The 23301-nt window shown below is 59.9% G+C and carries 22 protein-coding genes and 1 pseudogene; 14 read left to right on the top strand and 9 right to left on the bottom strand.

The annotated features are described in order from the left end of the window. On the top strand, positions 1-415 hold a 415-nt coding region (locus ACKAE7_RS16250), incomplete at its 5' end, for an ABC transporter ATP-binding protein (protein ID WP_408979729.1). A 345-nt stretch (positions 416-760) separates the two neighbouring features. Here ACKAE7_RS16250 and ACKAE7_RS16245 read toward each other — a convergent pair. The 6 genes from ACKAE7_RS16245 to ACKAE7_RS16220 are packed head-to-tail and all read right to left on the bottom strand — an operon-like array spanning position 761 to position 6664. Further along, the gene (locus ACKAE7_RS16245) at positions 761-2743 is read right to left on the bottom strand and encodes a DUF6541 family protein (RefSeq protein ID WP_408979728.1); all 1983 of its coding nucleotides are present in this window, start codon (positions 2741-2743) and stop codon (positions 761-763) included. 56 nt (positions 2744-2799) lie between these two features. Then, positions 2800-3663: a glucose-1-phosphate thymidylyltransferase RfbA gene (gene rfbA / locus ACKAE7_RS16240; RefSeq protein WP_188811930.1), complete on the bottom strand. Its 864-nt coding sequence runs from the start codon at positions 3661-3663 to the stop codon at positions 2800-2802. Positions 3664-3718: 55 nt separating this feature from the next. Further along, entirely contained in the window at positions 3719-4591 is an 873-nt protein-coding gene (locus ACKAE7_RS16235; protein WP_229666459.1) for a glycosyltransferase, read from the bottom strand. 35 nt (positions 4592-4626) lie between these two features. Further along, positions 4627-5523, bottom strand: a complete 897-nt coding sequence (locus ACKAE7_RS16230; RefSeq protein ID WP_188811785.1) for a glycosyltransferase — start codon at positions 5521-5523, stop codon at positions 4627-4629. 2 nt (positions 5524-5525) lie between these two features. Beyond that, positions 5526-5912 carry a DUF2304 domain-containing protein gene (locus ACKAE7_RS16225; protein ID WP_188728216.1) on the bottom strand — a complete coding sequence of 129 codons (387 nt, stop codon included), beginning with the start codon at positions 5910-5912 and terminating at the stop codon, positions 5526-5528. Beyond that, a complete protein-coding gene (locus ACKAE7_RS16220) occupies positions 5912-6664 on the bottom strand; it encodes a glycosyltransferase family 2 protein (protein ID WP_188727776.1) in 753 nt (250 codons plus the stop codon). The genes ACKAE7_RS16225 and ACKAE7_RS16220 overlap by 1 nt, the downstream gene beginning before the upstream one ends. A 239-nt stretch (positions 6665-6903) precedes the next feature. Here ACKAE7_RS16220 and ACKAE7_RS16215 point away from each other — a divergent pair, with 239 nt between their 5' ends. The 5 genes from ACKAE7_RS16215 to ACKAE7_RS16195 all read left to right on the top strand — a co-directional run bounded on the left by ACKAE7_RS16215 (position 6904) and on the right by ACKAE7_RS16195 (position 13607). Next, complete coding sequence (locus ACKAE7_RS16215; protein WP_408979727.1) at positions 6904-7653, top strand: glycosyltransferase; 750 nt, start codon at positions 6904-6906, stop codon at positions 7651-7653. Between the two features lie 65 nt (positions 7654-7718). Continuing rightward, positions 7719-8717: a dTDP-glucose 4,6-dehydratase gene (gene rfbB, locus ACKAE7_RS16210; protein WP_188811787.1), complete on the top strand. Its 999-nt coding sequence runs from the start codon at positions 7719-7721 to the stop codon at positions 8715-8717. 3 nt (positions 8718-8720) lie between these two features. Next, positions 8721-10145 carry a sugar nucleotide-binding protein gene (locus tag ACKAE7_RS16205; RefSeq protein ID WP_408979726.1) on the top strand — a complete coding sequence of 475 codons (1425 nt, stop codon included), beginning with the start codon at positions 8721-8723 and terminating at the stop codon, positions 10143-10145. A gap of 12 nt (positions 10146-10157) precedes the next feature. Then, entirely contained in the window at positions 10158-12338 is a 2181-nt protein-coding gene (locus ACKAE7_RS16200; RefSeq protein WP_408979725.1) for a glycosyltransferase, read from the top strand. Between the two features lie 15 nt (positions 12339-12353). Continuing rightward, positions 12354-13607 carry an oligosaccharide flippase family protein gene (locus ACKAE7_RS16195; RefSeq protein ID WP_408979724.1) on the top strand — a complete coding sequence of 418 codons (1254 nt, stop codon included), beginning with the start codon at positions 12354-12356 and terminating at the stop codon, positions 13605-13607. Positions 13608-13832: 225 nt separating this feature from the next. On the opposite strand, the pseudogene ACKAE7_RS16190 reads toward ACKAE7_RS16195, so the two are convergent. Beyond that, positions 13833-14215: pseudogene (locus ACKAE7_RS16190) on the bottom strand (transposase); the annotation flags it as partial. Positions 14216-14307: 92 nt separating this feature from the next. Then, positions 14308-16365 carry a lysozyme gene (locus ACKAE7_RS16185; RefSeq protein ID WP_188811791.1) on the bottom strand — a complete coding sequence of 686 codons (2058 nt, stop codon included), beginning with the start codon at positions 16363-16365 and terminating at the stop codon, positions 14308-14310. Between the two features lie 682 nt (positions 16366-17047). Here ACKAE7_RS16185 and ACKAE7_RS16180 point away from each other — a divergent pair. The 8 genes from ACKAE7_RS16180 (at position 17048) to prfB (ending at position 22982) form a co-directional block, all read left to right on the top strand. Continuing rightward, positions 17048-18271: an ATPase, T2SS/T4P/T4SS family gene (locus tag ACKAE7_RS16180; protein ID WP_191034620.1), complete on the top strand. Its 1224-nt coding sequence runs from the start codon at positions 17048-17050 to the stop codon at positions 18269-18271. Continuing rightward, positions 18268-19125, top strand: a complete 858-nt coding sequence (locus tag ACKAE7_RS16175; RefSeq protein WP_104184966.1) for a type II secretion system F family protein — start codon at positions 18268-18270, stop codon at positions 19123-19125. The genes ACKAE7_RS16180 and ACKAE7_RS16175 overlap by 4 nt, the downstream gene beginning before the upstream one ends. Beyond that, entirely contained in the window at positions 19122-20063 is a 942-nt protein-coding gene (locus tag ACKAE7_RS16170) for a type II secretion system F family protein (protein ID WP_191034619.1), read from the top strand. Before ACKAE7_RS16175 ends, ACKAE7_RS16170 begins: the two co-directional genes overlap by 4 nt. 70 nt (positions 20064-20133) lie before the next feature. Continuing rightward, positions 20134-20382, top strand: a complete 249-nt coding sequence (locus tag ACKAE7_RS16165) for a hypothetical protein (protein ID WP_188811796.1) — start codon at positions 20134-20136, stop codon at positions 20380-20382. A gap of 6 nt (positions 20383-20388) precedes the next feature. After that, positions 20389-20811, top strand: coding sequence for a TadE/TadG family type IV pilus assembly protein (locus ACKAE7_RS16160; protein ID WP_408979730.1), 423 nt, complete (start codon positions 20389-20391; stop codon positions 20809-20811). 28 nt (positions 20812-20839) lie between these two features. Further along, positions 20840-21313, top strand: coding sequence for a hypothetical protein (locus ACKAE7_RS16155; protein WP_238340509.1), 474 nt, complete (start codon positions 20840-20842; stop codon positions 21311-21313). Then, positions 21310-21756, top strand: coding sequence for a pilus assembly protein TadG-related protein (locus ACKAE7_RS16150; RefSeq protein ID WP_229666461.1), 447 nt, complete (start codon positions 21310-21312; stop codon positions 21754-21756). Before ACKAE7_RS16155 ends, ACKAE7_RS16150 begins: the two co-directional genes overlap by 4 nt. 107 nt (positions 21757-21863) lie before the next feature. Then, positions 21864-22982, top strand: a complete 1119-nt coding sequence (gene prfB, locus ACKAE7_RS16145) for a peptide chain release factor 2 (RefSeq protein ID WP_188811800.1) — start codon at positions 21864-21866, stop codon at positions 22980-22982. Between the two features lie 5 nt (positions 22983-22987). Here the strand turns inward: prfB and ACKAE7_RS16140 are convergent. Continuing rightward, a partial coding sequence (locus ACKAE7_RS16140; protein ID WP_408979723.1) for an S-layer homology domain-containing protein occupies positions 22988-23301 on the bottom strand: 314 nt, incomplete at its 5' end.

Raw genomic sequence — 23301 nt, 5'->3', positions numbered from 1 at the left:
CCTTTCCGGCCGGGACAATGTCTTCCTGAACGGGGCTATTCTGGGAATGACCGAACAGCAGGTCAAGGACCGGTTTGATGACATCGTCGAGTTCTCCGAGATCGGTCAATTCATCGACACGGAAGTCAAGTTCTACTCATCGGGCATGTACCTGCGGCTTGCATTCTCGGTGGCCGTGCATACCGATCCGGAAGTATTCCTGATCGACGAAATCCTTGCTGTCGGCGACGAGCCGTTCCAGCGGAAGTGTATCGACAAAATTCAGGAACTGGCCCGCGACGGGAAGACCCTCGTCGTGGTCAGCCATGACCTCGATCTTGTGTCCCGGATCTGTGAGCGCGGCATCCTGCTGGAGCATGGCAATGTGAAGTTCGATGGGTCCATCCATGAAGCAGTTGCTCTTCTGCGGTCCTGATCCCGGCCGCAGGAGCAAAGAACCTCAATCCATGGTTGCGAACTCGCTCTAGCCCTGCAGCGTTAGCTTGGTTCTGTGCGCCCTGGCGCCCTCACGCGCGTGCTTATTGCGCAAAGGTGCCCAGTGGCTTGTAACTGTTATTCGTGGCCCCGCCTTCAACGTTGGATTCATCAGTGGATGGATTGGCGGAGGCCCGGTCTTGATGGAGTCGAGAGTGGAGTTGTCCGCACGTATCCAAAGGGATGCCCGGGTTGAAGCCTGTCCGGTTCGTGCGCTGGCGGTCCGGCACGGGGTTCACAAGAGGACGGTGAGGCAGGCCCTGGAACCGGCTGCAATACGTCGGCGTCAGTCGCAGGCGGTAACTCTAAACAACTTGGCCTCGCCATGCCGGGCCAGAAGCTCGAACCCCGGTGTCGCATCGGGAATCTGCAGCCCTTGGAAACCGTGGTTTCCCCCGTGGACCTCCCGGGTCCCGAAGTCCAATACATAGCGAACGTTGTTGACGCGCGCAGCAGGGCACACGGCCGGGTCGCTTGCTGCTTCCCGAAATTTGTCGTTCAACAGTTCGGTGGCCTTTGTATACGTTGTGAGTGTGTGCTTGGATGTCGTGTTGCGGTCGGCCATGGCAAACGCCATCGCACCTCCGGTCCAGGGATTGACCGCGATAGTGGCTTCCGGCGGTACATACTGATTGAGTTCTTCGATCAGAGCCATTTCATCGGAACTGACCAAGGGGGAGTCAGGCGATGTTGAGTAATTCGCTTGTGCGGACCGGACCGGCGTAAGCATTGGTGGTGCCTGGAGGATTCCCAGCACAGCCAAGAAGGCAAGGGGTCCAACAGTGTACATAGCAGCCGGTGCTCGCAGCGTGGAAGTGAAGGCAGTCTGTTGGGAAATCGATGTGATGCGGTTCTGCAGTGCTTGAATGGCCCACGCCGCACCGATAGCTCCCAGGGCCACCCCGGCCACCGGGAGCAGTGCGGCTAGGCGGTAGCTGTCGTTGTACCAGACCCCGGTCAGAGTGTCGCGAAGCGTCCCTGCAGGGCCAGCGGAAACCATGACAAAGAGTCCCGCAATGACCGCGAAGGAAGCGGAGAGCCATGCAGAGGAAGGACGCTTCAAGACATAAATTAGGCCTGCGATGACGAGGACGCTGACAAGCCAAGCCGGGGGCCGCTGCATGGCGGAATTAGTCAGTATCTCCCCGACTGCCTGTCCGGGAGTCTGTACGGGCAGCCACGTTGCGGCCGCGGCCGGTGGACGAACGTACATCCAAAGGACAGCAATAATGGCGAGAATTATCAGCAGTCCCGCGCCCGCGAGGACCGTTACGCCTGCTGGCCTACCCGCCCTACGCTGCCTTATCGCGAAGGTTGTGAAGGCAGCGAGAAGGATTGGAACAGACATGGCTGCCAAAGACATCACACCGTTAGGGTGAGCGACGGCAACGCCGAGGGCTGAAAGTGGGGCCAGCGAGTACCTTGCAAGCGGGCCAAAGTGCGCAAAGATACTTGTTCCGAAAAACACGTTTACGCAGGCCAGTGCTCCCGGAAGCATGCTTACAGACAGGAAGTTCGGGTACAGGACCCCAAAGTCCAGCAACAGGATGGGAAAGGATCCAAAGCCGGCTGCCAGAACGCCTGCCGCGCCGATGGCATAGGCGTTTGAGCCCATTATCGACCTCACCAGGAGCATGCAGCCCAGGGTCCAGACGGTTGTAGCGACACAAAGGTTGAGTACGTTGACCGCGACTGGCAAGGGGAGGCCCGTCACTTGTATAAGAAGCGATGCCAAGCCATGCCAAGCAGCGGGATAAAAGTATGGAGGATTGTCGCCGTTCGTCATCCCCGTAATCGTCATCGAAGAGGCGTTTCCAGTCTCTAGGACGTAACGGATGGCATTCAGGTGGAAGACATTGTCGAAGGTCTGGGAGATGTTCTCAGGCCGGCCAAATGCCGCGCGCAACTGCAGCCCTATCGAGACAGCGCCGAGAGCAAAGCCCACTGTTGCGAGAACCAGCATCCGTCTGGAAGTTCCGATGGCGGTCCGCCATGGCCGGTGCGGCTGCCGTAGTTTCGGAATTCTTCGAGCTGCAAGGAAAACTGCGGCAAGCGACAGTGATGCAACTGCTACTGGCAGGACCGACCAGTCCACTCCGAAATATGGTGTCAATATGGCGGTGACGGCAACAATACTTACTGTCAGAAGGGGAGCAACAGCAATAAAGGCAGGGTTGCGAAGGCCGAGAGCCAGGATGAGTAGCGTGCCAGGCAGAAACAGCAGGGCTAAGCATACGGCGGCCATGGGAATGACAGAAAACCAACTCATGAAGACTCCACGGAAAGACGGCAGGTAGACGGCAGGTGCGGCTCACGCCGCGGACCTTAGTCCTCCAGAAGGCCCAAGAGGTAGCTTCCGTAACCGCTCTTGACAAGCGGTTCTGCCCGGGAGCGGAGTTCGTCGTCGGTCAGGAAGCCTTGGCGCCAAGCAATCTCTTCTGGAGCCCCGATCTTAAGACCTTGACGGTTCTCGACAGTGCGGATGAAATTCGATGCGTCGCTGAGGTCGTTGAATGTTCCGGTGTCCAACCAAGCGGTTCCGCGTGGGAGGATCTCAACCTGAAGCTTGCCTCGTTCAAGGTAGATCCTGTTGACGTCCGTAATTTCGAGCTCCCCGCGCGGGGAAGGTTTGAGACTTTTGGCTATGTCCACAACGTTGTTGTCGTAGAAGTACAGCCCGGGCACCGCGTAGTGGCTCTTTGGCTTCTCCGGCTTTTCTTCGAGCGAGAGGGCCCTGCCGTCATCATCAAATTCAACGACTCCGTAGGCCTTGGGATCTTTTACCCAGTAGCCAAACACGGCGCCGCCGTCTATGTCCGCATGGCGTCGGAGCTGCGTGCCCATCCCTTGGCCGTAGAAAATATTGTCCCCTAGGACGAGGGCGACAGTTTCGTCCCCGATGTGTTCCGCACCCAAAATGAAAGCCTGGGCAAGGCCATCGGGGGAGGGCTGCTGCACGTAGGTCAGATTGATGCCGAACTGCGACCCGTCTCCCAGAAGACGCTGAAACTGGTCTGCGTCATGGGGAGTGGTAATGATGAGAATATCCCTGATTCCCGCGAGGATGAGTGTGGACAGCGGGTAGTAGATCATTGGCTTGTCATACACCGGGACGAGCTGCTTGCTGATGCCAAGGGTGATCGGGTGCAGCCGCGATCCAGTTCCGCCGGCCAGAATAATTCCACGCATGGCTTCAATCATTCACCACTCTGCATCCAGTGCCAAAACGGCAGTTGCACGAGGCCTACTGTTCTGGTCGTGGACCGCTGCGTCCCAGGAGGCCGTCACGAAGACCAAGCCGGGCGTAGGAGAGCCGTTCACGTCTACCCGGTGCCAGAACGCTCACCAGTAAAAGATGCCGTAAGTCCAGCACCAGCCCTCTCATGCTCCAGTATGGTTCCTGAAGCGCGAACCTCCTTGCCAGCAGGACGCGGTTACGGACGATGAAGTAGTAGCGCCAAGGCGCTGCTGTTCTCACCATCAGAGGTTTGCGGCCCCGCCTCAGATGCCAACTGCCGATTCTGGCCGGAACCATGGCTCCCAGTGAATGAACCAGTTCGGGTCCGGGGGCAATGATGCAAAGTAGCTTGTTGGCCTTTGCCCGCAGGTAGAACTCACTGTCGACGCCATCTATAAACAGCTTCTCGTTAAATTGGCCCACTTTGTCCAGGGAAGCAACGGGTATCAGTAGTCCTGATTGGACTGGCTCATCACCGATGACCACGCCTTTATGTGTTGTTAGTGGCCGGCTTGGCAATCCGCTGACCTTGCCGGGCGAAACCATTCCAACAGAAAGTCCAGCAGCGGCAGCAGCGGCAGCAGCGTGTTCAAGAGCATGAACGAAGCCCGGCGGTACGAGTGAATCCTGATCCATGGTCAGTACGAATTCAAGAGCGGCATTACGCAAGCGGGCCACTTCAACGCCCTTGTTGAGTGCCGCGGCGATGCCCATGTTGCTCTCAAGGCGCAGAACGACACAGCCAAGCGCGCCCAGCTGAGCGTAGACAGCTTCGTCAGGGGAAGTACTTCCATCATCTACGACTACCACCTCGGAGCACTGTTCAAGGAGCGCGAGACAGTTTCGAATGAGGTTGGCCTGAGGATTGAAGGTGCTCACGACGGCAGCCGTCACTGTACTTTTAGCCCTGCCCATTATGTTCCCAGCCCGTGACGGACCATGGTGCGAAAAGCGCCGCTGTCGCGGGACCTCAGCAGGGCAGGTATCAGCGATAAAGCGTGCAGTCTGGAAGTGAGACGCAGCCGCGCAGCCAACTCCGCCCGTCGCCACCCCTGAGCATGGGCAAGCCGCGCGGCCAAAGAGAAATAGTCTCTTTCGCCGGTAAAGCGAGACCCATCCACAATGAGCCGCGAGGATGCGCTTTCCGTGTGTCGGCGGTATGCGAAGCTTTCCGACGGCACCAGCAGCAGAGATCTTCCCTGCAGGATCATGTCCACAATGAGGGCAAGGTCTTGAATAATGGGGAATTCGTCACGGAAGTCAACTGTTCGCACCGAGTCGGTCTTGAAGGTGAGCGAGGGCCAATACAGCCAGTCGCCGTGCAGGAGACTGCTGGCCAGCTTCTCGCCCGAAAGCAAGAGCGGTGACGTAGACCGGGGTTTGAGGATCCGTTGTTTAACAGTGTCCACGAGGGTCTTCACTCGTTGGCCTGCCGCATCGATGACGCGTACGCCCGGCTGGATAATGTCGGCGTCCGGATAGGCGTCGTGTGCTTCCAGAACGGTTTTCACGTAGTTGGGCAGGAGGACGTCATCGCAACCAACCACCGCAACCAGTTCTTGCCGCGCCATCTGAATGGACGTCCTGAAACTCTCAGTGATGCCTTCGTTTTTAGGCTTCTTAAAGTAAGTGATCCGAGGGTCCGCAATTCCGGCCACATATTCCTCAATGGTCGGATCCGGGTAGGCGTCGTCCACAATGGTGAGGAACCAACGTGGGTCAGTCTGCGCCAAGACACTGTCGACAGTCAGCTTCATGTAATCAGGGTCGCCCCAGTATGGAACAAAAATATCCAAGGAGGTCTCAGTCACTGCTACTGACCTTCCGGATCTTGGCTGCCGTTACCCCCACTGACCGGCAATAGGCCGGTAAGCCGCTCCACCTGGATGCGGAGTATTGCAACCTCCTCCGCCAAGGCACGGGTTTCCTCCTCTACCACGGATATTTCCCACGAAAGGTGCAGGCAAACACCGAGAAGCATGAGGATGCTGAGGATAAACAAAAGGTTGGAAGGCAGCTGGACGCCAACGACCCTTGCTATATACACCAGAAGCTGGGGAAACGCAGCCAGAACAAGCGTGGCGACTCCAACGACGAGCCACCATATCGCGTATTTTTCGCGCAGTTTCTTCCGGCGGAGCATCTCAGCTACCAGCCCGACAATTGCCAGAGCCAGAAGAAAAGCGGCGATGTTCGGCATCATTTCTGTCCTGCCATTGTCTGAAGTGGCAATGCCACGTGGGACCGCCGGCGAGTCAGCGCAAACGCCAGCGCAAAGAACGAGCGACCCAGGTACACCGCCGCCTTAATGGGATGGTGACTGGGAGTTCCGCCTTGCCGTGGGCGCATTTCTACCGGCACTTGCGTGACTGAGAGTCCGGAACGAATGGCTACCACCAAGGAGTCGATCGTGTCGCCAAGGTACTCCGCCGGGTAGTGGTCAAGGTACTGGACAATCGCCCTGCTGTTGCCTGCGCGGAAGCCCGAGGTGACGTCCGTGAGAGTCGTTTTGGCCAGTTTGGAGAGGACAGAGGCCAGAAGTTTCATGGCCCATTTTCGGGGACCCTTCACTGTGTAATCTCCGCGATTGGCGAAACGGGCGCCAATCGAAATGTCCGCTGATTCCAGGCCGTTGAGTACTTCTCGGATGTTTCTGGGATCGTGCTGCCCGTCCGCGTCAACTTGAATAACCTGACTGTATCCAAGGCGCTGGGCGTACCGGAACCCGGCCCGCATGGCGCCGCCAACTCCAAGGTTAAAAGGGAGGTTGAGGACTGTAGCGCCCGCGGACGCCGCTATACGAGGGGTCTCGTCGGTGGAGCCGTCATTCACCACCAGCACATCGTAGGGTTCGTCGAGGGTCAGCACTTCGGCCACAGTTGCCCCTACGCAATCAGCCTCGTTCCACGCCGGCATGATGACAAGCACACGGTTGTTTTCCAAATTGCGCATATTATCCCAACTATATCAACGCTGCGATTGGGGCCCGAACCGGGGCCCCGCGCGGACAGTGCGGGCATCTTGGGCTGTCATCTAAACGGATCCAGCGTCCCAGCGTCTCGCATCCTAACGCGAGCATGGCGGTACGAGCGAGTCGGTCCCGTCCGCAGCTTTGCTGCCGAGCGCCCGGAAGGTGCCGGCCCAATTCCTTCAGTAATGCTTCAATCCCCGAATCCGTTAGTGTCGGGTTCATGACGAGCGATCAGCCTCTACCGCCTTATGCCATCCGAGTCAGCGTCTGCATGGCAAGCTACCGCGGCGCGCCATACATCGCGGAGCAACTGCAGTCCATACTCAAGGAGCTTGGCGCGAACGATGAAGTTGTCATCGTCGACGATGCATCCCCGGACAACACCATCGAAGTCATCCGCTCGATCACTGACCCGAGGATCCGGCTCATCGAGAGTCCGCAGAACCGTGGGTACGTCCGCTCGTTCGAAGCGGCGGTCGCAGCAAGCCGGGGCGAGTACATCTTCCTTTCAGACCAGGACGATGTCTGGATCCCGGGAAGGGTCGCAGCCATGGTCGAAGCCCTGGAGTCAGCCCGAGTCGTTGCCTCGAATTTCGAAATGCTTGGTGGCGGTCCGCGGCCATGGATTCCGCGGCTGCTCCCCGCATGGGACAGGAAACCCATTGCAAATCTGCTTGGCGTGATGATCGGTTACCGCGCCTACTATGGATGCGGGATGGCATTCCGGCGGGACATGGTGCCCGTCTTCACTCCGATTCCTTCCTACGTGCACGAGTCGCACGATCTCTGGCTGGCTATCTGCGGCAATCTCTCGAGATCCATAGCGCACTTGGAAAAATCCACCTTGTTAAGGCGGCTGCACGACAGCAATGAAACCCCCGCCGGATTCCGTTCGCTTGGCCGGATCATTGCCGCGCGAGTTATGCTCGCGCGGCTGATCCTGGAGGCTAGGCGGCGGCTAAAACGGTAATCCAACCCTGGGCCGCATGACGGGAACCCGCCAACCGCCCACTCGGCAACCGGTAAGCTGGCACAATGCAGAATCTCCTTGTCACCGGCGGTGCCGGCTTCATTGGTTCCAATTTCGTCCACTATGTTCTGGAAAATACCGACGACCATGTCACGGTATTGGACAAGTTGACGTATGCGGGGAACCTGGAGTCGCTGCGGGGGCTGCCAGAGGAGCGGTTCACGTTCGTGCAGGGCGACATCGTTGACGCTGGCCTGGTGGAGGGACTGGTTGCGCAGGCAGACGTTGTGGTCCACTACGCGGCGGAGTCACACAATGACAACTCCCTGCATGATCCCCGCCCATTCCTGGATACCAACATCATTGGCACGTACACGCTGATCGAGGCCGCGCGGAAGCACAACAAGCGTTTCCACCACATCTCCACCGATGAGGTGTACGGCGACCTGGAACTGGATGACCCGGAGCGGTTCACCGAGCAGACCCCTTACAACCCGTCCAGCCCGTACTCCTCCACGAAGGCCGGCTCTGACCTGCTGGTCCGCGCCTGGGTCCGTTCCTTCGGGCTGCAGGCGACCATTAGCAACTGCTCCAACAATTACGGCCCATACCAGCATGTGGAGAAGTTCATCCCGCGCCAGATCACCAACGTGATCGACGGAATCCGGCCCAAGCTCTACGGCAAGGGCGAGAACGTTCGCGACTGGATCCACGCCAACGACCACTCCTCGGCCGTACTGGCCATCATCGGCAAGGGCAAGATCGGCGAGACCTACCTGATTGGAGCCGACGGGGAGAAGAACAACAAGGACGTTGTTGAACTGATCCTGAAACACATGGGCCAGGCCCCGGACGCGTATGACCATGTGGTGGACCGCCCGGGCCACGACCTGCGCTACGCCATCGACTCCACCAAGCTCCGCGACGAACTCGGCTGGGAACCGAAGTTCTCCAATTTCGACGCCGGCATCGAGGACACCATCGCCTGGTACCGCGAGAACGAAAACTGGTGGCGCCCGCAAAAGGCCCAGACCGAAGCCAAGTACAAGGAACAGGGCCAGTAGACGATGCAGATCGCGTTCTCGAAAAAGCTGACCGCGCACGAAACGCCGATTCCCGGCGTCGTCCTTTACGATCTGCCGGTGCATGGCGACAACCGTGGTTGGTTCAAGGAAAACTGGCAACGGGAAAAGATGGTGGCCCTTGGGCTGCCGGACTTCCGCCCCGTCCAGAACAACGTCTCCTTCAACGAGAAGGCCGGTACCACGCGCGGCATCCACGCCGAACCGTGGGACAAGTTCATCTCGGTGGCCACCGGGCGGATCTTCGGCGCATGGGTGGACCTCCGCGAAGGCCCGTCGTTCGGTGCAGTTTTCACCGCTGAACTGGACCCCAGCCAGGCGATCTTCATTCCGCGCGGCGTGGGCAACGCTTTCCAGACCTTGGAAGACAACACGGCCTACACCTACCTGGTCAACGACCATTGGTCAGCGGATGCCCAAGGCCAATACACCTTCCTGAACCTCGCGGACGAGACGGCGGCGATCAGCTGGCCAGTGCCGCTGGAGGAAGCAGAACTGTCCGAGAAGGACAAGGCGCACCCCCGCCTCTCGGATGTTGTACCGATGCCGCCCAAGAAGATCCTCGTCGTAGGTGCGGACGGTCAGCTGGGCAAGGCGCTGCGGAAACTGTACGACGCAGACGCAACCGTTGAGTTCGCCGGGCGCGCCGGCTTCGATCTGGACAGCGAAGCGTCCTTCACGGAGCGGAACTGGAAGAACTACTCGACGATTATCAATGCCGCCGCCTACACCGCGGTCGACACCGCGGAAACAGCGGAGGGCCGGGCGGCCGCCTGGTCCGTCAACGTTGCCGCCGTCGCAAGGCTGGCCCGCGCCGCCGTCGAACATGACCTTACCCTGGTGCACGTCTCATCCGACTACGTCTTTGATGGTGCCCGGGAGCGCCATGGCGAAACTGAACCCTTCACCCCTCTGGGTGTGTATGGCCAGACCAAGGCCGCAGGGGACGCCGTGGTCAGTGTGGTTCCCCGCCACTACATCGTGCGGACCAGCTGGGTTATCGGTGAGGGCAACAACTTCGTGCGGACCATGGCATCCCTCGCTGGCCGAGGCATCGAGCCGTCCGTGGTCAACGACCAGGTTGGCAGGCTCAGCTTCACCGAAGACATCGCAGCGGGCATCCGACATCTCCTGGAATCCGAGGCAGAGTACGGAACGTACAACCTCAGCAATGACGGGGAACCGCAGTCGTGGGCTCAGGTAGCCCGCGATGTTTTCGAGCTGTCGGGGCGTGGGCGTGATGCCGTTACAGGTGTCAGCACGGAGGAATACTTCCGCGGCAAGGCTGCAGCTCCTCGACCACTCAACAGCGCTCTGGATCTCGGCAAGATTAAGGTGTCTGGTTTCGAGCCCCGACCTGCCCGGGATGCCCTGAAAGCGTATCTCGGCCGGCAGGCACGGGCGGAATAGCGGTAAGACCTCATGCCCTTTGATGCCAATTCTTTCGGCGTGGTCGCACTCGCGGCTTATCAGCCTGACCTGGAGCTCTTCGCTGCCCAGCTGCGGTCGATTCAGCAACAGACTCATTCGAATTTTCTGTGCGTCATCTCGGCAGATGGCGGATCAGAGCAAATCCGCGACTTCGTTGACCAAGAGTTGCCTGGCGACGAGCGCTTCCAGGTCATTGGCTTCGAGGACAGGCTGGGCTTTTTTGGAAACTTCGAGAGGGCACTTCGGAATGTCCCTTCCGAAGCCGAATGGGTGGCGCTTTCTGACCAGGACGACTATTGGTATCCATCCAAGCTCGAGGTGATGCTTCCGCACCTGCAAAACGCAAGCCTCGTGTCCGGGCAAGCACGGGTGATCAGACTTCCCGGTAATGAAGTGATCACCTCCTCCACCCAAAGGAAGAATGTTGATCTCGACGCGCTGCTGGCCCAGAACCAGGTGACAGGCAGCTTGGCTGTTTTTCGGTCTGATTTGTTGGACTTGGCGCTGCCTTTTCCGCGGCTGAACACTGTCTCCCAGGTTCATGACCACTGGCTGGCGGTTTGTGCGAAATCCTCGGGGGGAGTCGCGATCCTGGGTGACGTTGTCCAGGATTACGTACAACACGGAGGAAACGTGTTAGGCGAGGTGGGCGCACAGAAAAGCATTTTTGCCTCCTTCCAACACCTGGTTGCTCTTTCCAGAAAATTTGAAGGCAGCGCAAGCCCAATTTCGATCCTGAAAACAGCGCATGGGTTGAGCTTCGGGTGGCGCAGGGTGATGGCGGACACTCTCTTTGCGCGGGTGACGCCAGCTGTCCGCGGATTTGAAGCAGGCATTGCCCCTTTCCGAAGCGGACATCGGTGGACGACGACGTTGAGGACCCTGGTCACAGGGCTGCAGCGAGGGGATATCGCCGTGCCCTGTTTCGTAGAGTTCCTGGCGGGCATGCCACTGGAGTTGGTCAACCGTGGCAAACGCTTGGAGACCCGCCCAGGCCAAACTGGGAAAGCTGAGAAGAATGTGTTGTTGACAAAGCTATTACGGAGAGAAGTGCCGAACGATAAGAAGCAGTCCCAAGTTTCAAATTTGGGTGCCACGTCGTCCTATCGAGGAAAGATAACGATTGTTCTCCCCGGGTTCAGTAAGTACCCTATCGGCGGCTACAAAGTGGTCTACGGCTACGCGAATTTCCTGGCCGGGCGGGGATATGAGGTGACGTTGATTCACGCATTACTTCTGTGGGGCGCCAAGCGCCGGGACAAAGACTTCCGGCGACCTATCTCATCCGTCATTTCTGGGCTGCGCCCGTTTCGCAATCCGAAATGGGTGGACTTGGACACGAGGATCCGATCCTATACGCTGCCCTATTTGATGCCCGCAATGCTGCCCAGGACTGACTACCTCGTGGCCACGGAAGTTCAGACGGCGAAGCTTGTTGATAAAGCAGCGCGGCGGCAGGGAATTCCTGCGTCCTACTTCATCCAACACTATGAGGACTGGTCCGCTGAACCTGAATTTATTGATGCGACTTGGAAACTCCCCATAAGAAAAATCGTTATCGCTCCTTGGCTGCAAGCCCACATGAGGTCATTGGGGGAGGAATGCGATCTCGTTCCGAACGGTATCGACCCCGAGGAATTTCCGGCGGGGCCTCCGCTCAGCGAACGTGCCTACGACATCTGTGCCATGATTTCCGATGTTCCCTGGAAGAGGGCGGACCTTGTGGTCCAGGTTCTGAACTCGCAAGTCAGCAACAAATCAGGAGTCCGCGCTATAACTTTCGGTACGGGTGAAAGGCCCATTTCTCTTCACTCGGCCGTGAAGTACATCAAGAATCCGACTAAAGCGGAGATTCGATCTGCGTATCAATCATCCAAACTTTATCTCTGCGCCAGCGACGGAGAAGGTTGGCACCTGCCGCCTGCAGAAGCGATGTCCAGCGGATGCGCAGTGGTCTCCACTGATATTGGTGGCGTGAGGGCCTATGCGGAAAACGGTGCTCTGTTTTCTCCCGTGGGAGATGCTTCCGGCCTTGAACAGAATATTGAGCTCCTTCTCAATGACCACCAGCTGGCTGAGAAGCTAGCCGCCCGTGGTTTGTCTGACATGAGGGAAAACAGCCCAACGAAGGCGGCAGCTAATTTTGAGGCAGCGGTAACCCGTGGCGCCTAGGGGTTGGTCCTCCCAATGAGCAGGACTTTACTGCTAAAGCGTTTCGCAGGCTTCACATTCGTGCCGTTGGTGGGAACTCTTGCCCCCTTGCTCCTTTTGCCAATTGCTGCGCGCGTCGGTGGAGTAGACGGATGGTACAGCTTGTCTGTTGGGCAGGCGGTTGGCACTTTTGGAAGCATTGTTATCACCTACGGCTGGAATGTCCTCGGCCCCGCCCTAGTTGCAAAATCAAGTGACGAGGCTTTTAGGCACAAGCTGTGGGCCGAGTCGCTGGGCGAGCGGCTACTTCTTTCTACAGTTGTTCTCCCGGTAGCTGGTGTTATCTCGTGGGCCTTAGGTGCGGAGGGTTACAAACCCTTTACGGTCGCCATGGCGCTTGCTTTCTGCCTAAATGGCTTGACGCCCAACTGGTTTTTTATTGGTGCTGGAGATCCCAGGGGACTCGCTCTTTATGAGATGTTTCCCCGCTTGGTAGCCACGCTGTTGGCGGCCGTGCTCATCTTCATCACGCAATCACTTTGGTCGTACCCTGTCCTGTGGATATTGTCGTCCATTGTGGGCCCGATTGCAGTTCAGCGGAAGTTCAAATGGCCCTCGCTTTACTTGGGGCGGAGTTTCACCGAGATCCTCCGTGGCCTGCGTTCCAGGCTGGGTGTAGCAGGTATCGACGCCCTCGGTGGAGTATACGTATCTGCTCCCGTTCCAGTGGCAGGAGCAACAGGGAGTGCGTCTGTCGCCGGCAGCGTCGCCTCTTCTGACAAGCTTTACCGCTTCGCGCTTATCACGGTGACAACACTCGGAAATACTTTGCAAGCATGGACTCTGGACCCTGCCGCGGAGAGTCCCAGGCGGCGACATATGGGAGCAATTGGCGCTCACTCGCTCCTGGGATTATTTGGAATGCTTGGATTGGGACTTTTGGGTGAATTCGGTACCGAAATTCTGTTCGGCGAGGCCGTCAAGGCTGATTCACTTACCATGTGGTTCTACGGTGGTGCGTTCTTTGCTGTGTCTGTGTCAACGCCCCTGATCAGAAACATACTGGTCCCGTCCCTAAAGACCCGTTTCGTTCTTGCCGGGACGGCCGTTGGAGCATTGTCGGGAGTTATAGCCATGTATTTGCTCGGTCAGATGTTCGGAGCCACGGGAGTAGCTGCCGGATTCATGCTAAGTGAACTGCTGTTGGTGATGGTTATTTTGCCCCCGTCCCTCAGACACCTTTCGCGCATTCCACGTACTGGTTCCCGGCCATCCGTGATTTCAGGGTAACTCGTCATGCCCACGAAGGTCCCGCGCCGACTTTGACCTTCCCGCATTCCAGTGCGTTTGTGGTCTGCATATCCTGGTTTCCAGGGGTCCGGATTCCGGGATCGTACGGGTCGCCCAGAAGAGGAGTTCCTCATCACCGTTGCAGCCCTCGCCGACGTTCTCCGCAGTTCTGGCGTGTGTCGATCGGCTCTGCGCTTCTGAGGGTTTCAAAGGGTTGGTGGCTCTTCACAGCCGAGGGTGTAGTCGCGGCCTGAATTCGCCGGCGTCGAGCAGCGATCTGGTGATGTAGTTGGTCAGGTTGCGCAACCCGAGTGCGGAGCCACGCAGATGCTCTAGGAGGCCGTTGATCGCCTCGGTCGGGCCGTTGCTGGTGCCGGGCCAGTCGAAGTAGGCCAGCACGTCGGCGGCGCGCTTCTTCAGGGTCCGGCCTAGCTTGGTGATCTCGGTCAATGCCTTGGGGACGCCGCCATTGATCGAGTGGATCAGCTTGACCATCAGCTCGCGACCTTGGCGTCGGCCGTCGTGCAGGTAGGCGGCGATCATCCGTTGATAGATGCCCCAGGTCGCCTCGATCTCGACGTGGCGTCGTCGGCGAACAGTGCGGTGAGCCCCTTTGGCTTCGACGCCACGAAGTCAAAGGGGCGCCGCCACAAAGGCACCCATGGGAGGGAACTATTGACGACAGCCTTGGCAGCTGTAACTAGTACGTCAGTGACCGGCAACCCAACTGCGAGTTGTTGGTACTGAAGACAGAAACCGCGACCCCATAGGCGCAAACGGTATATTGGCCTCGGGCTGATATAGGCACAGCAGTGACGAAGCCATGGTTTCCAATGGTCTGCAGCGAGCTGTTTACATCTGGGCGACTGCCGCTAGCAGTAAACGGGTAACCTCTTGTGCTTCCATCTGGATACTTGACATAAACGTGAACTGGAATGGATGAGCCTGGAAACGACGGATCCAACGTCCAGCCCTGTGACACGAGAGAAGCTTGACCGTTGGAAACCTGCACGGCGGCGCTGTCCAAATGGCCCATTGTGGGTGGTGTGGAGTTGACGGTGATGTCCCTGCAGCCCAAGAGTGTCGGCCCAGTGGAAAGTGGCGCAGCCCCAAGGGCCTGAGCACATGCCGTGTAGCTGCCGGCGGCGCTGATGCCAATCGAGGCCTGGAAACCATGATCGCCGACTGTTGCCAGCGCAACGTTCACGTCCGGCCTCTTTAGGTTTGCGCTGAAAACGGTGCCCGGATTGACACCGCCTGAGCCGTCTTTGGAAACCAAGTAGACACTTACGGATGAACTGCTGGCAGGCAGAGTGGGATCAAGCGCCCAGCCCGTCAGCTGTAGAGACGCGGCATTAGGAGTTTGTTTCAGGGTGAGGGCATCGTAGCTACCCATGGGTGGCGGGCTTGGAGCCACCGTAAGGGTCTTGCACGACAGAAGGACATTTGAGTTTTGGCCGATTGCATAAACGCAAGCTTTGTATGTTCCAGCCATTTTTAGGGGTACTTGGTAGTCAAAACCGTGTGACGAGCCCAGGCCGGTAACTTGATTTACGTCAGGCCTGGAAATATTGGCGGCCATGCGGAATCCCGTTGTGGCTCCGTCAGGGCCTGTGACGTATGTATCTGCATATGTGCTTGCTGCCGGATTGGCTAGATCAATCGCCCAGCCTTTTAGGTGAAGCGAGACGTTCTGGGCCGTCCTAACCTGGCCTATGTTGTCGAAAGAACCGATGGGAGCTTCCACCCCAGATGCCGCGATGCTCTTGCAGCCGAGCGCAGTATTGCCGAACGCGCCGATGGAGTGGGCACACACCCTGTAGGTCCCCGAAGTAGCGATGCCGATGCTGCCGTCGAATCCGTGGGAGGACCCATAGCCGAACGACTTGTCAACGTCCGGCCGGTATGCATTCGCCTTCCAGGGGTAACCTGTCGTTCGTCCATCGGGCCCGGTGACATAGATATGTGCTTCGTTCGCCGCCGGCGAGTTAGCCAGATCGACAGACCAGCCGCGTACCCGAAGCGAGACATTGCTCCCATCCCGGCTGACCGCAAGATCGTCGAAGTTGCCGACGGGCATCCGGACGCCGGCGAACCGTTGGAGGGAGGCGTAATCCCCGTTCCAGACATTGGAGTCACCAGCGAAAGGTCCGGTGCTGCTGTACTGCCACATGCTGTAGGTGCTCCAGCTGGCTGTCGGAACCGGTCCTGCATTGTTAGTGGGGGAGTTGGGGTAGGCCGCAACCCAGAGTGGGTAGTCACCAAAACCAGCAGGGTTGCCCAGGCACTGGTTCCACCAGCTCGTGTTGGTGTAGATGACAGGCAACCGGCCCGTCATCGTTTGCATTGTGTTGCCGAAATCCCGCACCCACGACGTGAGCTGGGAGGGGGACATGTTGTAGCAGGTGTTGCCGAAATAGAAACCGTTGATCGTCCGGCCCTCGTAAGGGTTGAACTCAAAGTCGAGCACTGGCGGCATGGTGTATCCGTCGGAGGACCAACCTCCGCCGTTCTGCACGAAGTAGCGTGCCTGGTCCGCCCCTGAAGACCAATTGGGAATGGCGAAGTGGTACGCGCCGCGGATCATCCCAACGTTGCGGGATCCCTGATACTGGGAGCTGTAGGAGGGGTTCTTGTAGTAATTACCTTCAGTGGCCTTCACATACGCGAACCGTGAGCCCATGTTCCACTGCTGCTGCCAATCCACGGTTGGTTGGTGGCCGCTAACGTCCAGTCCCTGGACGCCGAAAGTTGGCATCCAGGTGCCTTCGCTAGACAGCGACTCCGTACTTAGCCTCTTGAAGGAATTGGAAGGAGCCGACGCGGTGACGCGAGCGGACCGTTGCCCCATCTCCGCCCCGCCGACGCCAACTGCTTCCGCCATTGACTGCGTAGGCTCGGCACTAGGCTCAACAGACGGTGCATCCGCGGGGGCTGTTTCTTCGGGGGACGGCGGTGCCGAGGGAACCGTCGGAGAGGGTGCGACAGCAGGCGAGGATTCACGCGTCGGTGACGACGTTGTCGGCGTTGGAGCGGGCTCAGCGGCGGACGCGATACCCGCCAAACCTGGGCCGGCCACAAGGGAGGCAGTCAGAAGGGCTATCCCGAGGGACTTCATGACGGGGCGACGGGACTGAGACAGGTTCCGCTTCATTTTGGCTCCGGAAACAATGAGGAGCTCCTGCGAGTCCTCATCTGGGTTGCTGCTTCGGATGGTTCCCCCAGGAATCAGCCGAACAGGGATTTGACACTTAACGCGCTCACCATAGCACCGCGTTGCTGGTGAAAACAGAGGTGCTCCTGGTGCATGTGATGATCCTGTGGCAATCCTGCGTTTATCCACAGACGATCCTTGTGACTTGGCAGGCTACTGTCTGGTACCTAGTCTTTATCCCAGTTGCACTGCCTCCGCCGGGGGCGGCAGTTGTATTGGGGAACACATGGACGCGCTGGGAATAGTCGAGGATGAAGTCCGCGAGCTTATCCGTCGCCGAGGGCTTGATCCGCTCCATCAGGCCGGTGAGGTCCGCCGACTGGTGGAGGCGGCGGTAACGGATTATGACGAGCGGGCGCTGATGGGTCCGCTTCCTCCGATCGGGCCTTTGGATGCCGCCCGCAAATTCCTCTTCGACGCCGTCGCCGGGTTCGGCGTCCTGCAGCCCCTCCTGGACGATCCGGCCATTGAAGAGATCTGGCTGAACGCCCCCAGTGAAATTTTTGTGGCCCGGAACGGTGAGTCCGAGCTGACTTCGCTAAGCCTCACTGAGCAGCAGGTCCGGGACCTGGTGGAGCGGATGCTGAAAAGCTCCGGCCGCCGGCTGGACATGTCCTCACCGTTCGTGGACGCTGCCCTTCCCGACGGGTCGAGGCTCCACGTGGTTATACCGGATGTGACGCGCAAGCATTGGGCCGTCAATATCCGGAAGTTCGTGGTGAAGGCCAGCCGCCTCGAGCATCTCGTCGACCTGGGCACACTGACGCCCCAGTCAGCCCGCTTCCTTGGCGCAGCCGTATCCAGCGGGCTCAACATCCTGGTCTCGGGCGCTACCCAGGCCGGCAAGACCACTATGCTCAACTGCCTGGCGGCCAGCATCGGCAGCCGGGAGCGTGTCATCACCGTGGAGGAGATTTTCGAGCTTCAGTTTCCCCTGCGCGACGTCGTCGGCCTTCAGTGCCGCCAGCCAAACCTTGAAGGCGAAGGCGAAATACCGCTGCGCCGCCTCGTCAAGGAAGCGCTCCGGATGCGTCCGGACCGTCTGGTCGTGGGGGAGGTCCGTGAAGCGGAGAGCCTGGATATGCTCATTGCTTTGAACAGTGGCCTGCCAGGCATGTGCACCGTCCACGCAAATTCAGCGCATGACGCAGTCACCAAGATCTGCACGCTGCCCCTGCTCGCGGGCGAGAATATCTCGTCAGCCTTTGTCGTTCCCACCGTCGCATCATGCATAGATCTCGTAGTCCACTGCAGCCGGCAGGCCAACGGCCGCAGGGAGGTAACTGAAATCCTCTCACTGGGCCGACGGGTGGAGAACGGCATCATCGAGTCGTCCCCGGTCTTTGCGATGGTGGACGGCGCCCTGCAGCCCCGGGCCAACTCGATGCCGGCCGCAGAAAAGTTCAGCCGGGCAGGGTACGACGTCGCGGCGCTGCTGGATCAGCGATGACGGCGGCTTTGCTGGGAATTACCACGGGGACGGGCCTCTTCCTCATCTGGTGGTCCTTTTGGGAGACACCTGTACAGGGGCCCAAGGAACGGAAGGTCAGCCGCCTGGGTGACCTTCTCGCCTCCGCCGGCGTCGACAAGGTATCCCCAGGCAGCCTCATCGGCACGTGCGCGGGGCTCGGTCTTTTCGTGGCATTGGTGTTTTACGCCGTCAGCCGATCCTGGCCTATCGCCGGCTGTTTCGCGCTGTTCGCAGCGTGGCTTCCCATCAGCATCCTGCGCTGGAGGGCAAGAAAGAGAAGCGCATTGTTGCGCCAACTGTGGCCCGACGTCGTTGACCACCTCCGCTCTGCGATCCGGGCCGGCCTGCCGCTACCGGAAGCCCTCATCCAGCTCGGGGAAAAGGGTCCTGAAGAGCTCCGGCACGTATTCCGGGAGTTCGGTGCCGACTACCGCGCCGGGGGCCAGTTCGATGCGTCCCTCAACAAGCTCAAACACCGGCTCGCGGACCCGGTTGCCGACCGCATCGTCGAAGCCCTCCGCCTGACCCGCGAAGTTGGCGGTTCAGACCTCGGAAAGTTGCTCGGAACGTTGGCTGAGTTCCTCCGCGAGAGCGCCCGCACCCGGAGCGAGCTCGAGGCGAGGCAGTCCTGGACCGTCAACGCGGCACGCCTTGCGGTTGCTGCCCCATGGATCGTCATGATCCTGCTGGCGACAAGGCCGGAGGCGGTGCAGGCATATAACACCGCCGTGGGTGCAGCAGTCCTGCTCGGTGGCCTGGTAGTTTCGCTGCTCTGCTACTCCATCATGCTGAGGATTGGGGCCCTGCCCCAGGACGAGCGGGTGCTCAGGTGATCGACGTAGCTCCTGCTGCCGTTATCTGCGGAATTGTCCTGGGAATCGGTCTGTGGCTCGTCATCTTCAGGTCCCCGCTGATGCGCGCGACCACCCTGACAGAACGCATTGAGCCGCAGCTGAAGTCCCAGAACCTGGAATCACGGCTCTTGAGCCCGGGGGAAGCCAACCCCACGCCTTTCGGCCCGCTCGGAAGGATTCTGCGTCCGGTGTTCCGTGACGGCATGTCGGCTTTGGGGAGGCTGAACCCGTCGCCGGGGGCGACTGCGCGACGACTGGCGCAGGCGGGAATCAACAAGACTTCCATTGACTTCCGGGCGGAGCAGCTTTTGTGGGCGGCTGCCGGCTTTGTGGCCGCCCTTGGCATTACCGCGATGGGAGCCGCCGCTGGCAGGTTCAACCCACTGCTCGCCGCTGTCGCCATCCTGGGCAGCGCTGTGGGCGGCTTCATGCTGCGGGACTACTGGCTCGGTGTGCAGGTGAAGCGGCGTGAATCGAGGATGATGGCGGAATTCCCGAGCCTCGCTGAGCTGATGGCACTCGCGGTCAGCGCAGGGGAAAGCGCCACCGGTGCCCTGGACAGGGTTTGCCGCAGTGCCAAGGGTGAGCTCACCAAGGAGTTCGCAGACATTCTTGCCGAGACCCGGGCGGGCAAGCCTCTGGTGCAGGCACTGCAGGAATTCTCTGCACGTACGGACCTGGCACCGCTGGTGAGGTTCGTGGACGGCATCATCGTTGCCGTCCAAAGAGGCACCCCGTTGGCAGATGTTCTGCGTGCCCAGGCCCAGGACGTGCGGGATACAGCGAAACGCGACCTGATGGAAGCTGCCGGCAAGAAAGAAATCGCCATGATGGTGCCGCTTGTTTTTGGCGTGCTCCCGCTGACCGTGGTGTTCGCCGTCTTCCCGGGCCTCGCGGCCATCAACCTGGGCTTGTGAAGTGAAGACACCACTGGGGGCCGCAAGAATGCAGAACCACCGAAGAACCGAATCAGGAATAGGACGGGAAATGAAAATGATGGGAAATCGCTGGGCATCCCTGCTCTTTGTCGTGAACGCCGCCCTGGGCACGGCCCTTTGCGCGGCAGCCCGTCGCGGCGACCATAGTGAAGGCTGCGACCACAAGGAAAGGGGCGACGTGCCTGGCTGGGTCATGATCACCCTGATGTCGGCCGTGCTGGTGGCGGCGCTGCTGGCCCTTGCCGGACCTGCGCTGGAGGCAATGTTCAACCAGGCGATGGATACGGTGGGAAGCTAAGCGGTGCTGAGGTCCTCCCAGCCGTCAAGTCCGGCCCGCGGAGTCCGCGGCCTGGCCGCGACACGGGAGCAGGGCTCGGCAGTGGTGGATTTTGTCCTGGTGGGTGGACTCCTCACGATGTTCTTCCTGGCCATCATCCAGCTGACCTTGATCCTGCACGTTCGCAACACGTTGATCGATGCCGCGGCCTCAGGCGCCAGGTACGGCACCCTCGCGGACCGGGAAGCAGCCGACGCCGAGGAACGGACCCGCAGCCTGATCGGCTCGGCTTTGAGTGCCGGATTTACCGAACAGGTGAGCACCAGCGAAGTAACTGTTCAAGGCCTCCGCACCCTGGAAGTGACAGTGCGGGCGCCGCTGCCCGTCATCGGGCTCATCGGCCCCCGTGGCATGCTGGAGGTGAAGGGGCATGCCGCAGTGCAGCCATAGGCTGGGGGCACGACTCCTGAAACGCAGGATGGTCCACGTTCTCTGCCTGCGACCGCTCTCAGCAGCTCTAGGACGGGAAGGCAGGGAAGAGCACGAGCGGGGGAGCGCCGTTGTCGAGTTCACCTTCCTTGGACTCCTTCTTATGGTGCCGCTGGTGTACTTCGTCATTACCGTGGGGCAAATACAGGGCGGCTCTTTTGCCGTGGTGGGAGCAGCGGACCAGGCAGCCAAGGTATACGTCGCCCAGCCTGACGAACCGACGGCGCAGGCTGCCGCCGAACAGGCGGTGTCCATCGCCCTTGCCGACTTCGGGCACCAGCCTGATAAGGCAAGCATCTCAACGACATGCGACCCCGCCGACTGCCAAGCTCCGGGCACCGCGGTGACCATCACGGTGAGCCTGTCGGTGCCCCTGCCTTTTGTGCCCTTCAACAATGACTTCCGGTTGGCCGCAAGCGAGGTTGAGGCCTCCGCAACGCAACTGGTGGGCAGATTCAGATGACCGCCAGGACAAACAACGAAGACGGCCAGATGATGGTGATGATCCTCGGGTACGTGACCTTGGCCCTGCTTGTCACCACTGTTGTTATTGGCATTTCCTCTGTGTACTTGGAACACAAACGGCTGCTTTCCCTCGCTGACGGTGCCTCCCTGGCGGCAGCAGACAGCTACACCCTCGGGGACGTGGACACACAGGGCGGAAGTCCTTCAGCAACACTGAACCCGGCGCGGGTCAGGAACGTCGCGGCGGACTTCGTCTCAAGGAGCCCGGCTGCCCAACGCTTCAGCGGACTCGCCGTCGCTGGGTCAACTGGCAGCCCCGACGGCTCCACCGCCGTCGTCGTGCTGACAGCTGCTGTCCACCCTCCGGTTGTCAACTTCCTGGTGCCGGACGGCATAAGGATCGAAGCGACGTCGACGGCGCGCTCGCGCCTGACGCGCTGACCGGACAGGGTGAGGGCTACCTGCGGCCTACACCGGCCGGGCTGGCGCACGGCAGGGAAACCCGTGCATGCCGAAGCTTGTGCCGGATAGCGTAGGCTTAAACAACCATGGCCAATATTGATTTTTCCGCTGAAATCCGCGCCCTTCGCGCCACCTACGACTCCATTGAGCGGGTCTCTGATGTAGACGCGCTCAAGGAAGACATCGCCGAACTGAGCGAGCGGGCAGGCGAGCCGGACCTGTGGGACGACCCCTCAGCGGCGCAGAAAATCACGTCAAAGCTTTCGCACAAGCAGTCCGAACTCGAGCGCCTCAATAAGCTCGCCTCACGGATCGATGACCTCGAAGTCCTGGTGGAGCTGGGACAGGATGAGGACGACGCCGACTCGATGGGGGAGGCGGCCGCAGAACTAGAGTCCATCAAAAAGGCCCTGAAGGAACTCGAAGTGGTCACCCTCCTCTCCGGAGAATATGACGAGCGGGAAGCCGTCGTCTCCATTCGAGCAGGGGCAGGTGGCGTGGACGCTGCCGACTTCGCCGAGATGCTGATGCGCATGTACCTCCGCTGGGCGGAGCGCCACGGCTACCCCACCACGGTCATGGACACGTCCTACGCCGAAGAAGCCGGCCTGAAGTCCGCAACTTTCGAGGTAAAGGCGCCCTACGCCTTCGGCACCCTCAGCGTCGAGGCGGGCACCCACCGGCTCGTCAGGATCAGCCCCTTCGACAACCAGGGAAGGCGCCAGACGTCCTTTGCCGCGGTGGAGGTCATCCCGCTGATCGAGCAGACCGACTCCATCGAAATCCCGGACAACGAGATCCGCGTCGATGTCTTCCGCTCCTCGGGACCCGGCGGCCAGTCAGTCAACACCACCGACTCTGCCGTCCGCCTCACCCACATCCCCACCGGCACTGTGGTCTCCATGCAGAACGAGAAATCGCAGCTGCAGAACCGCGCCGCTGCCATGCGGGTGCTGCAGTCCAGGCTCCTGCTCCTTAAGAAGGAGCAGGAGGACGCCGAAAAGAAGGCGCTGGCCGGCGACGTCAAGGCGTCCTGGGGTGACCAGATGCGGTCCTACGTCCTCAACCCCTACCAGATGGTGAAGGACCTTCGGACGGAGCACGAGGTAGGTAACACCTCCGCCGTGTTCGACGGCGAAATTGACGACTTCATCGACGCCGGCATCCGGTGGCGTACGGATAACCGCAACGCCGACAAGTCCTAGATTGCTCAGGCCGGTGGCTGGTCGCCGATCAGGCTAGCGGCTGAAAGCCGGTACATGAAGGCGGCCATGGCCTCGCGGGACACGGCGAGGGTTGGACGGTAGGTCTTAGTGCCGTTGGGTTCGGTCCAGCCGTTGCTGATCCCGTTGCCAGCGAGCCACGTTATCTCCTTGTAGAATGCGTGATCGGGGGCCACGTCTGTGAAGGGCGACGCTGCTGATGGAACGTAGGCGGGACTTCCTGCAAGCCGGTACATGAAGGCGGCCATGGCCTCGCGGGACACGGCGAGGGTTGGACGGTAGGTCTTAGTGCCGTTGGGTT

Origin of the sequence: Pseudarthrobacter sp. NKDBFgelt (genome assembly GCF_046097905.1) — a bacterium.
Taxonomy (GTDB): Bacteria; Actinomycetota; Actinomycetes; order Actinomycetales; family Micrococcaceae; genus Arthrobacter; species Arthrobacter polychromogenes.
This window is presented reverse-complemented; position numbering and strand designations above follow the sequence as displayed.

Coding starts and splice junctions, on each gene's coding strand:
- ACKAE7_RS16245 (WP_408979728.1), bottom strand. CDS start 2,743: ATGAGTTGGTTTTCTGTCATTCCCATGGCCGCCGTATGCTTAGCCCTG.
- rfbA (WP_188811930.1), bottom strand. CDS start 3,663: ATGCGTGGAATTATTCTGGCCGGCGGAACTGGATCGCGGCTGCACCCG.
- ACKAE7_RS16225 (WP_188728216.1), bottom strand. CDS start 5,912: ATGCCGAACATCGCCGCTTTTCTTCTGGCTCTGGCAATTGTCGGGCTG.
- ACKAE7_RS16220 (WP_188727776.1), bottom strand. CDS start 6,664: ATGCGCAATTTGGAAAACAACCGTGTGCTTGTCATCATGCCGGCGTGG.
- ACKAE7_RS16215 (WP_408979727.1), top strand. CDS start 6,904: ATGACGAGCGATCAGCCTCTACCGCCTTATGCCATCCGAGTCAGCGTC.
- rfbB (WP_188811787.1), top strand. CDS start 7,719: ATGCAGAATCTCCTTGTCACCGGCGGTGCCGGCTTCATTGGTTCCAAT.
- ACKAE7_RS16205 (WP_408979726.1), top strand. CDS start 8,721: ATGCAGATCGCGTTCTCGAAAAAGCTGACCGCGCACGAAACGCCGATT.
- ACKAE7_RS16200 (WP_408979725.1), top strand. CDS start 10,158: ATGCCCTTTGATGCCAATTCTTTCGGCGTGGTCGCACTCGCGGCTTAT.
- ACKAE7_RS16195 (WP_408979724.1), top strand. CDS start 12,354: ATGAGCAGGACTTTACTGCTAAAGCGTTTCGCAGGCTTCACATTCGTG.
- ACKAE7_RS16185 (WP_188811791.1), bottom strand. CDS start 16,365: ATGCCAACTTTCGGCGTCCAGGGACTGGACGTTAGCGGCCACCAACCA.
- ACKAE7_RS16180 (WP_191034620.1), top strand. CDS start 17,048: ATGGACGCGCTGGGAATAGTCGAGGATGAAGTCCGCGAGCTTATCCGT.
- ACKAE7_RS16175 (WP_104184966.1), top strand. CDS start 18,268: ATGACGGCGGCTTTGCTGGGAATTACCACGGGGACGGGCCTCTTCCTC.
- ACKAE7_RS16165 (WP_188811796.1), top strand. CDS start 20,134: ATGAAAATGATGGGAAATCGCTGGGCATCCCTGCTCTTTGTCGTGAAC.
- ACKAE7_RS16155 (WP_238340509.1), top strand. CDS start 20,840: ATGGTCCACGTTCTCTGCCTGCGACCGCTCTCAGCAGCTCTAGGACGG.
- ACKAE7_RS16150 (WP_229666461.1), top strand. CDS start 21,310: ATGACCGCCAGGACAAACAACGAAGACGGCCAGATGATGGTGATGATC.
- prfB (WP_188811800.1), top strand. CDS start 21,864: ATGGCCAATATTGATTTTTCCGCTGAAATCCGCGCCCTTCGCGCCACC.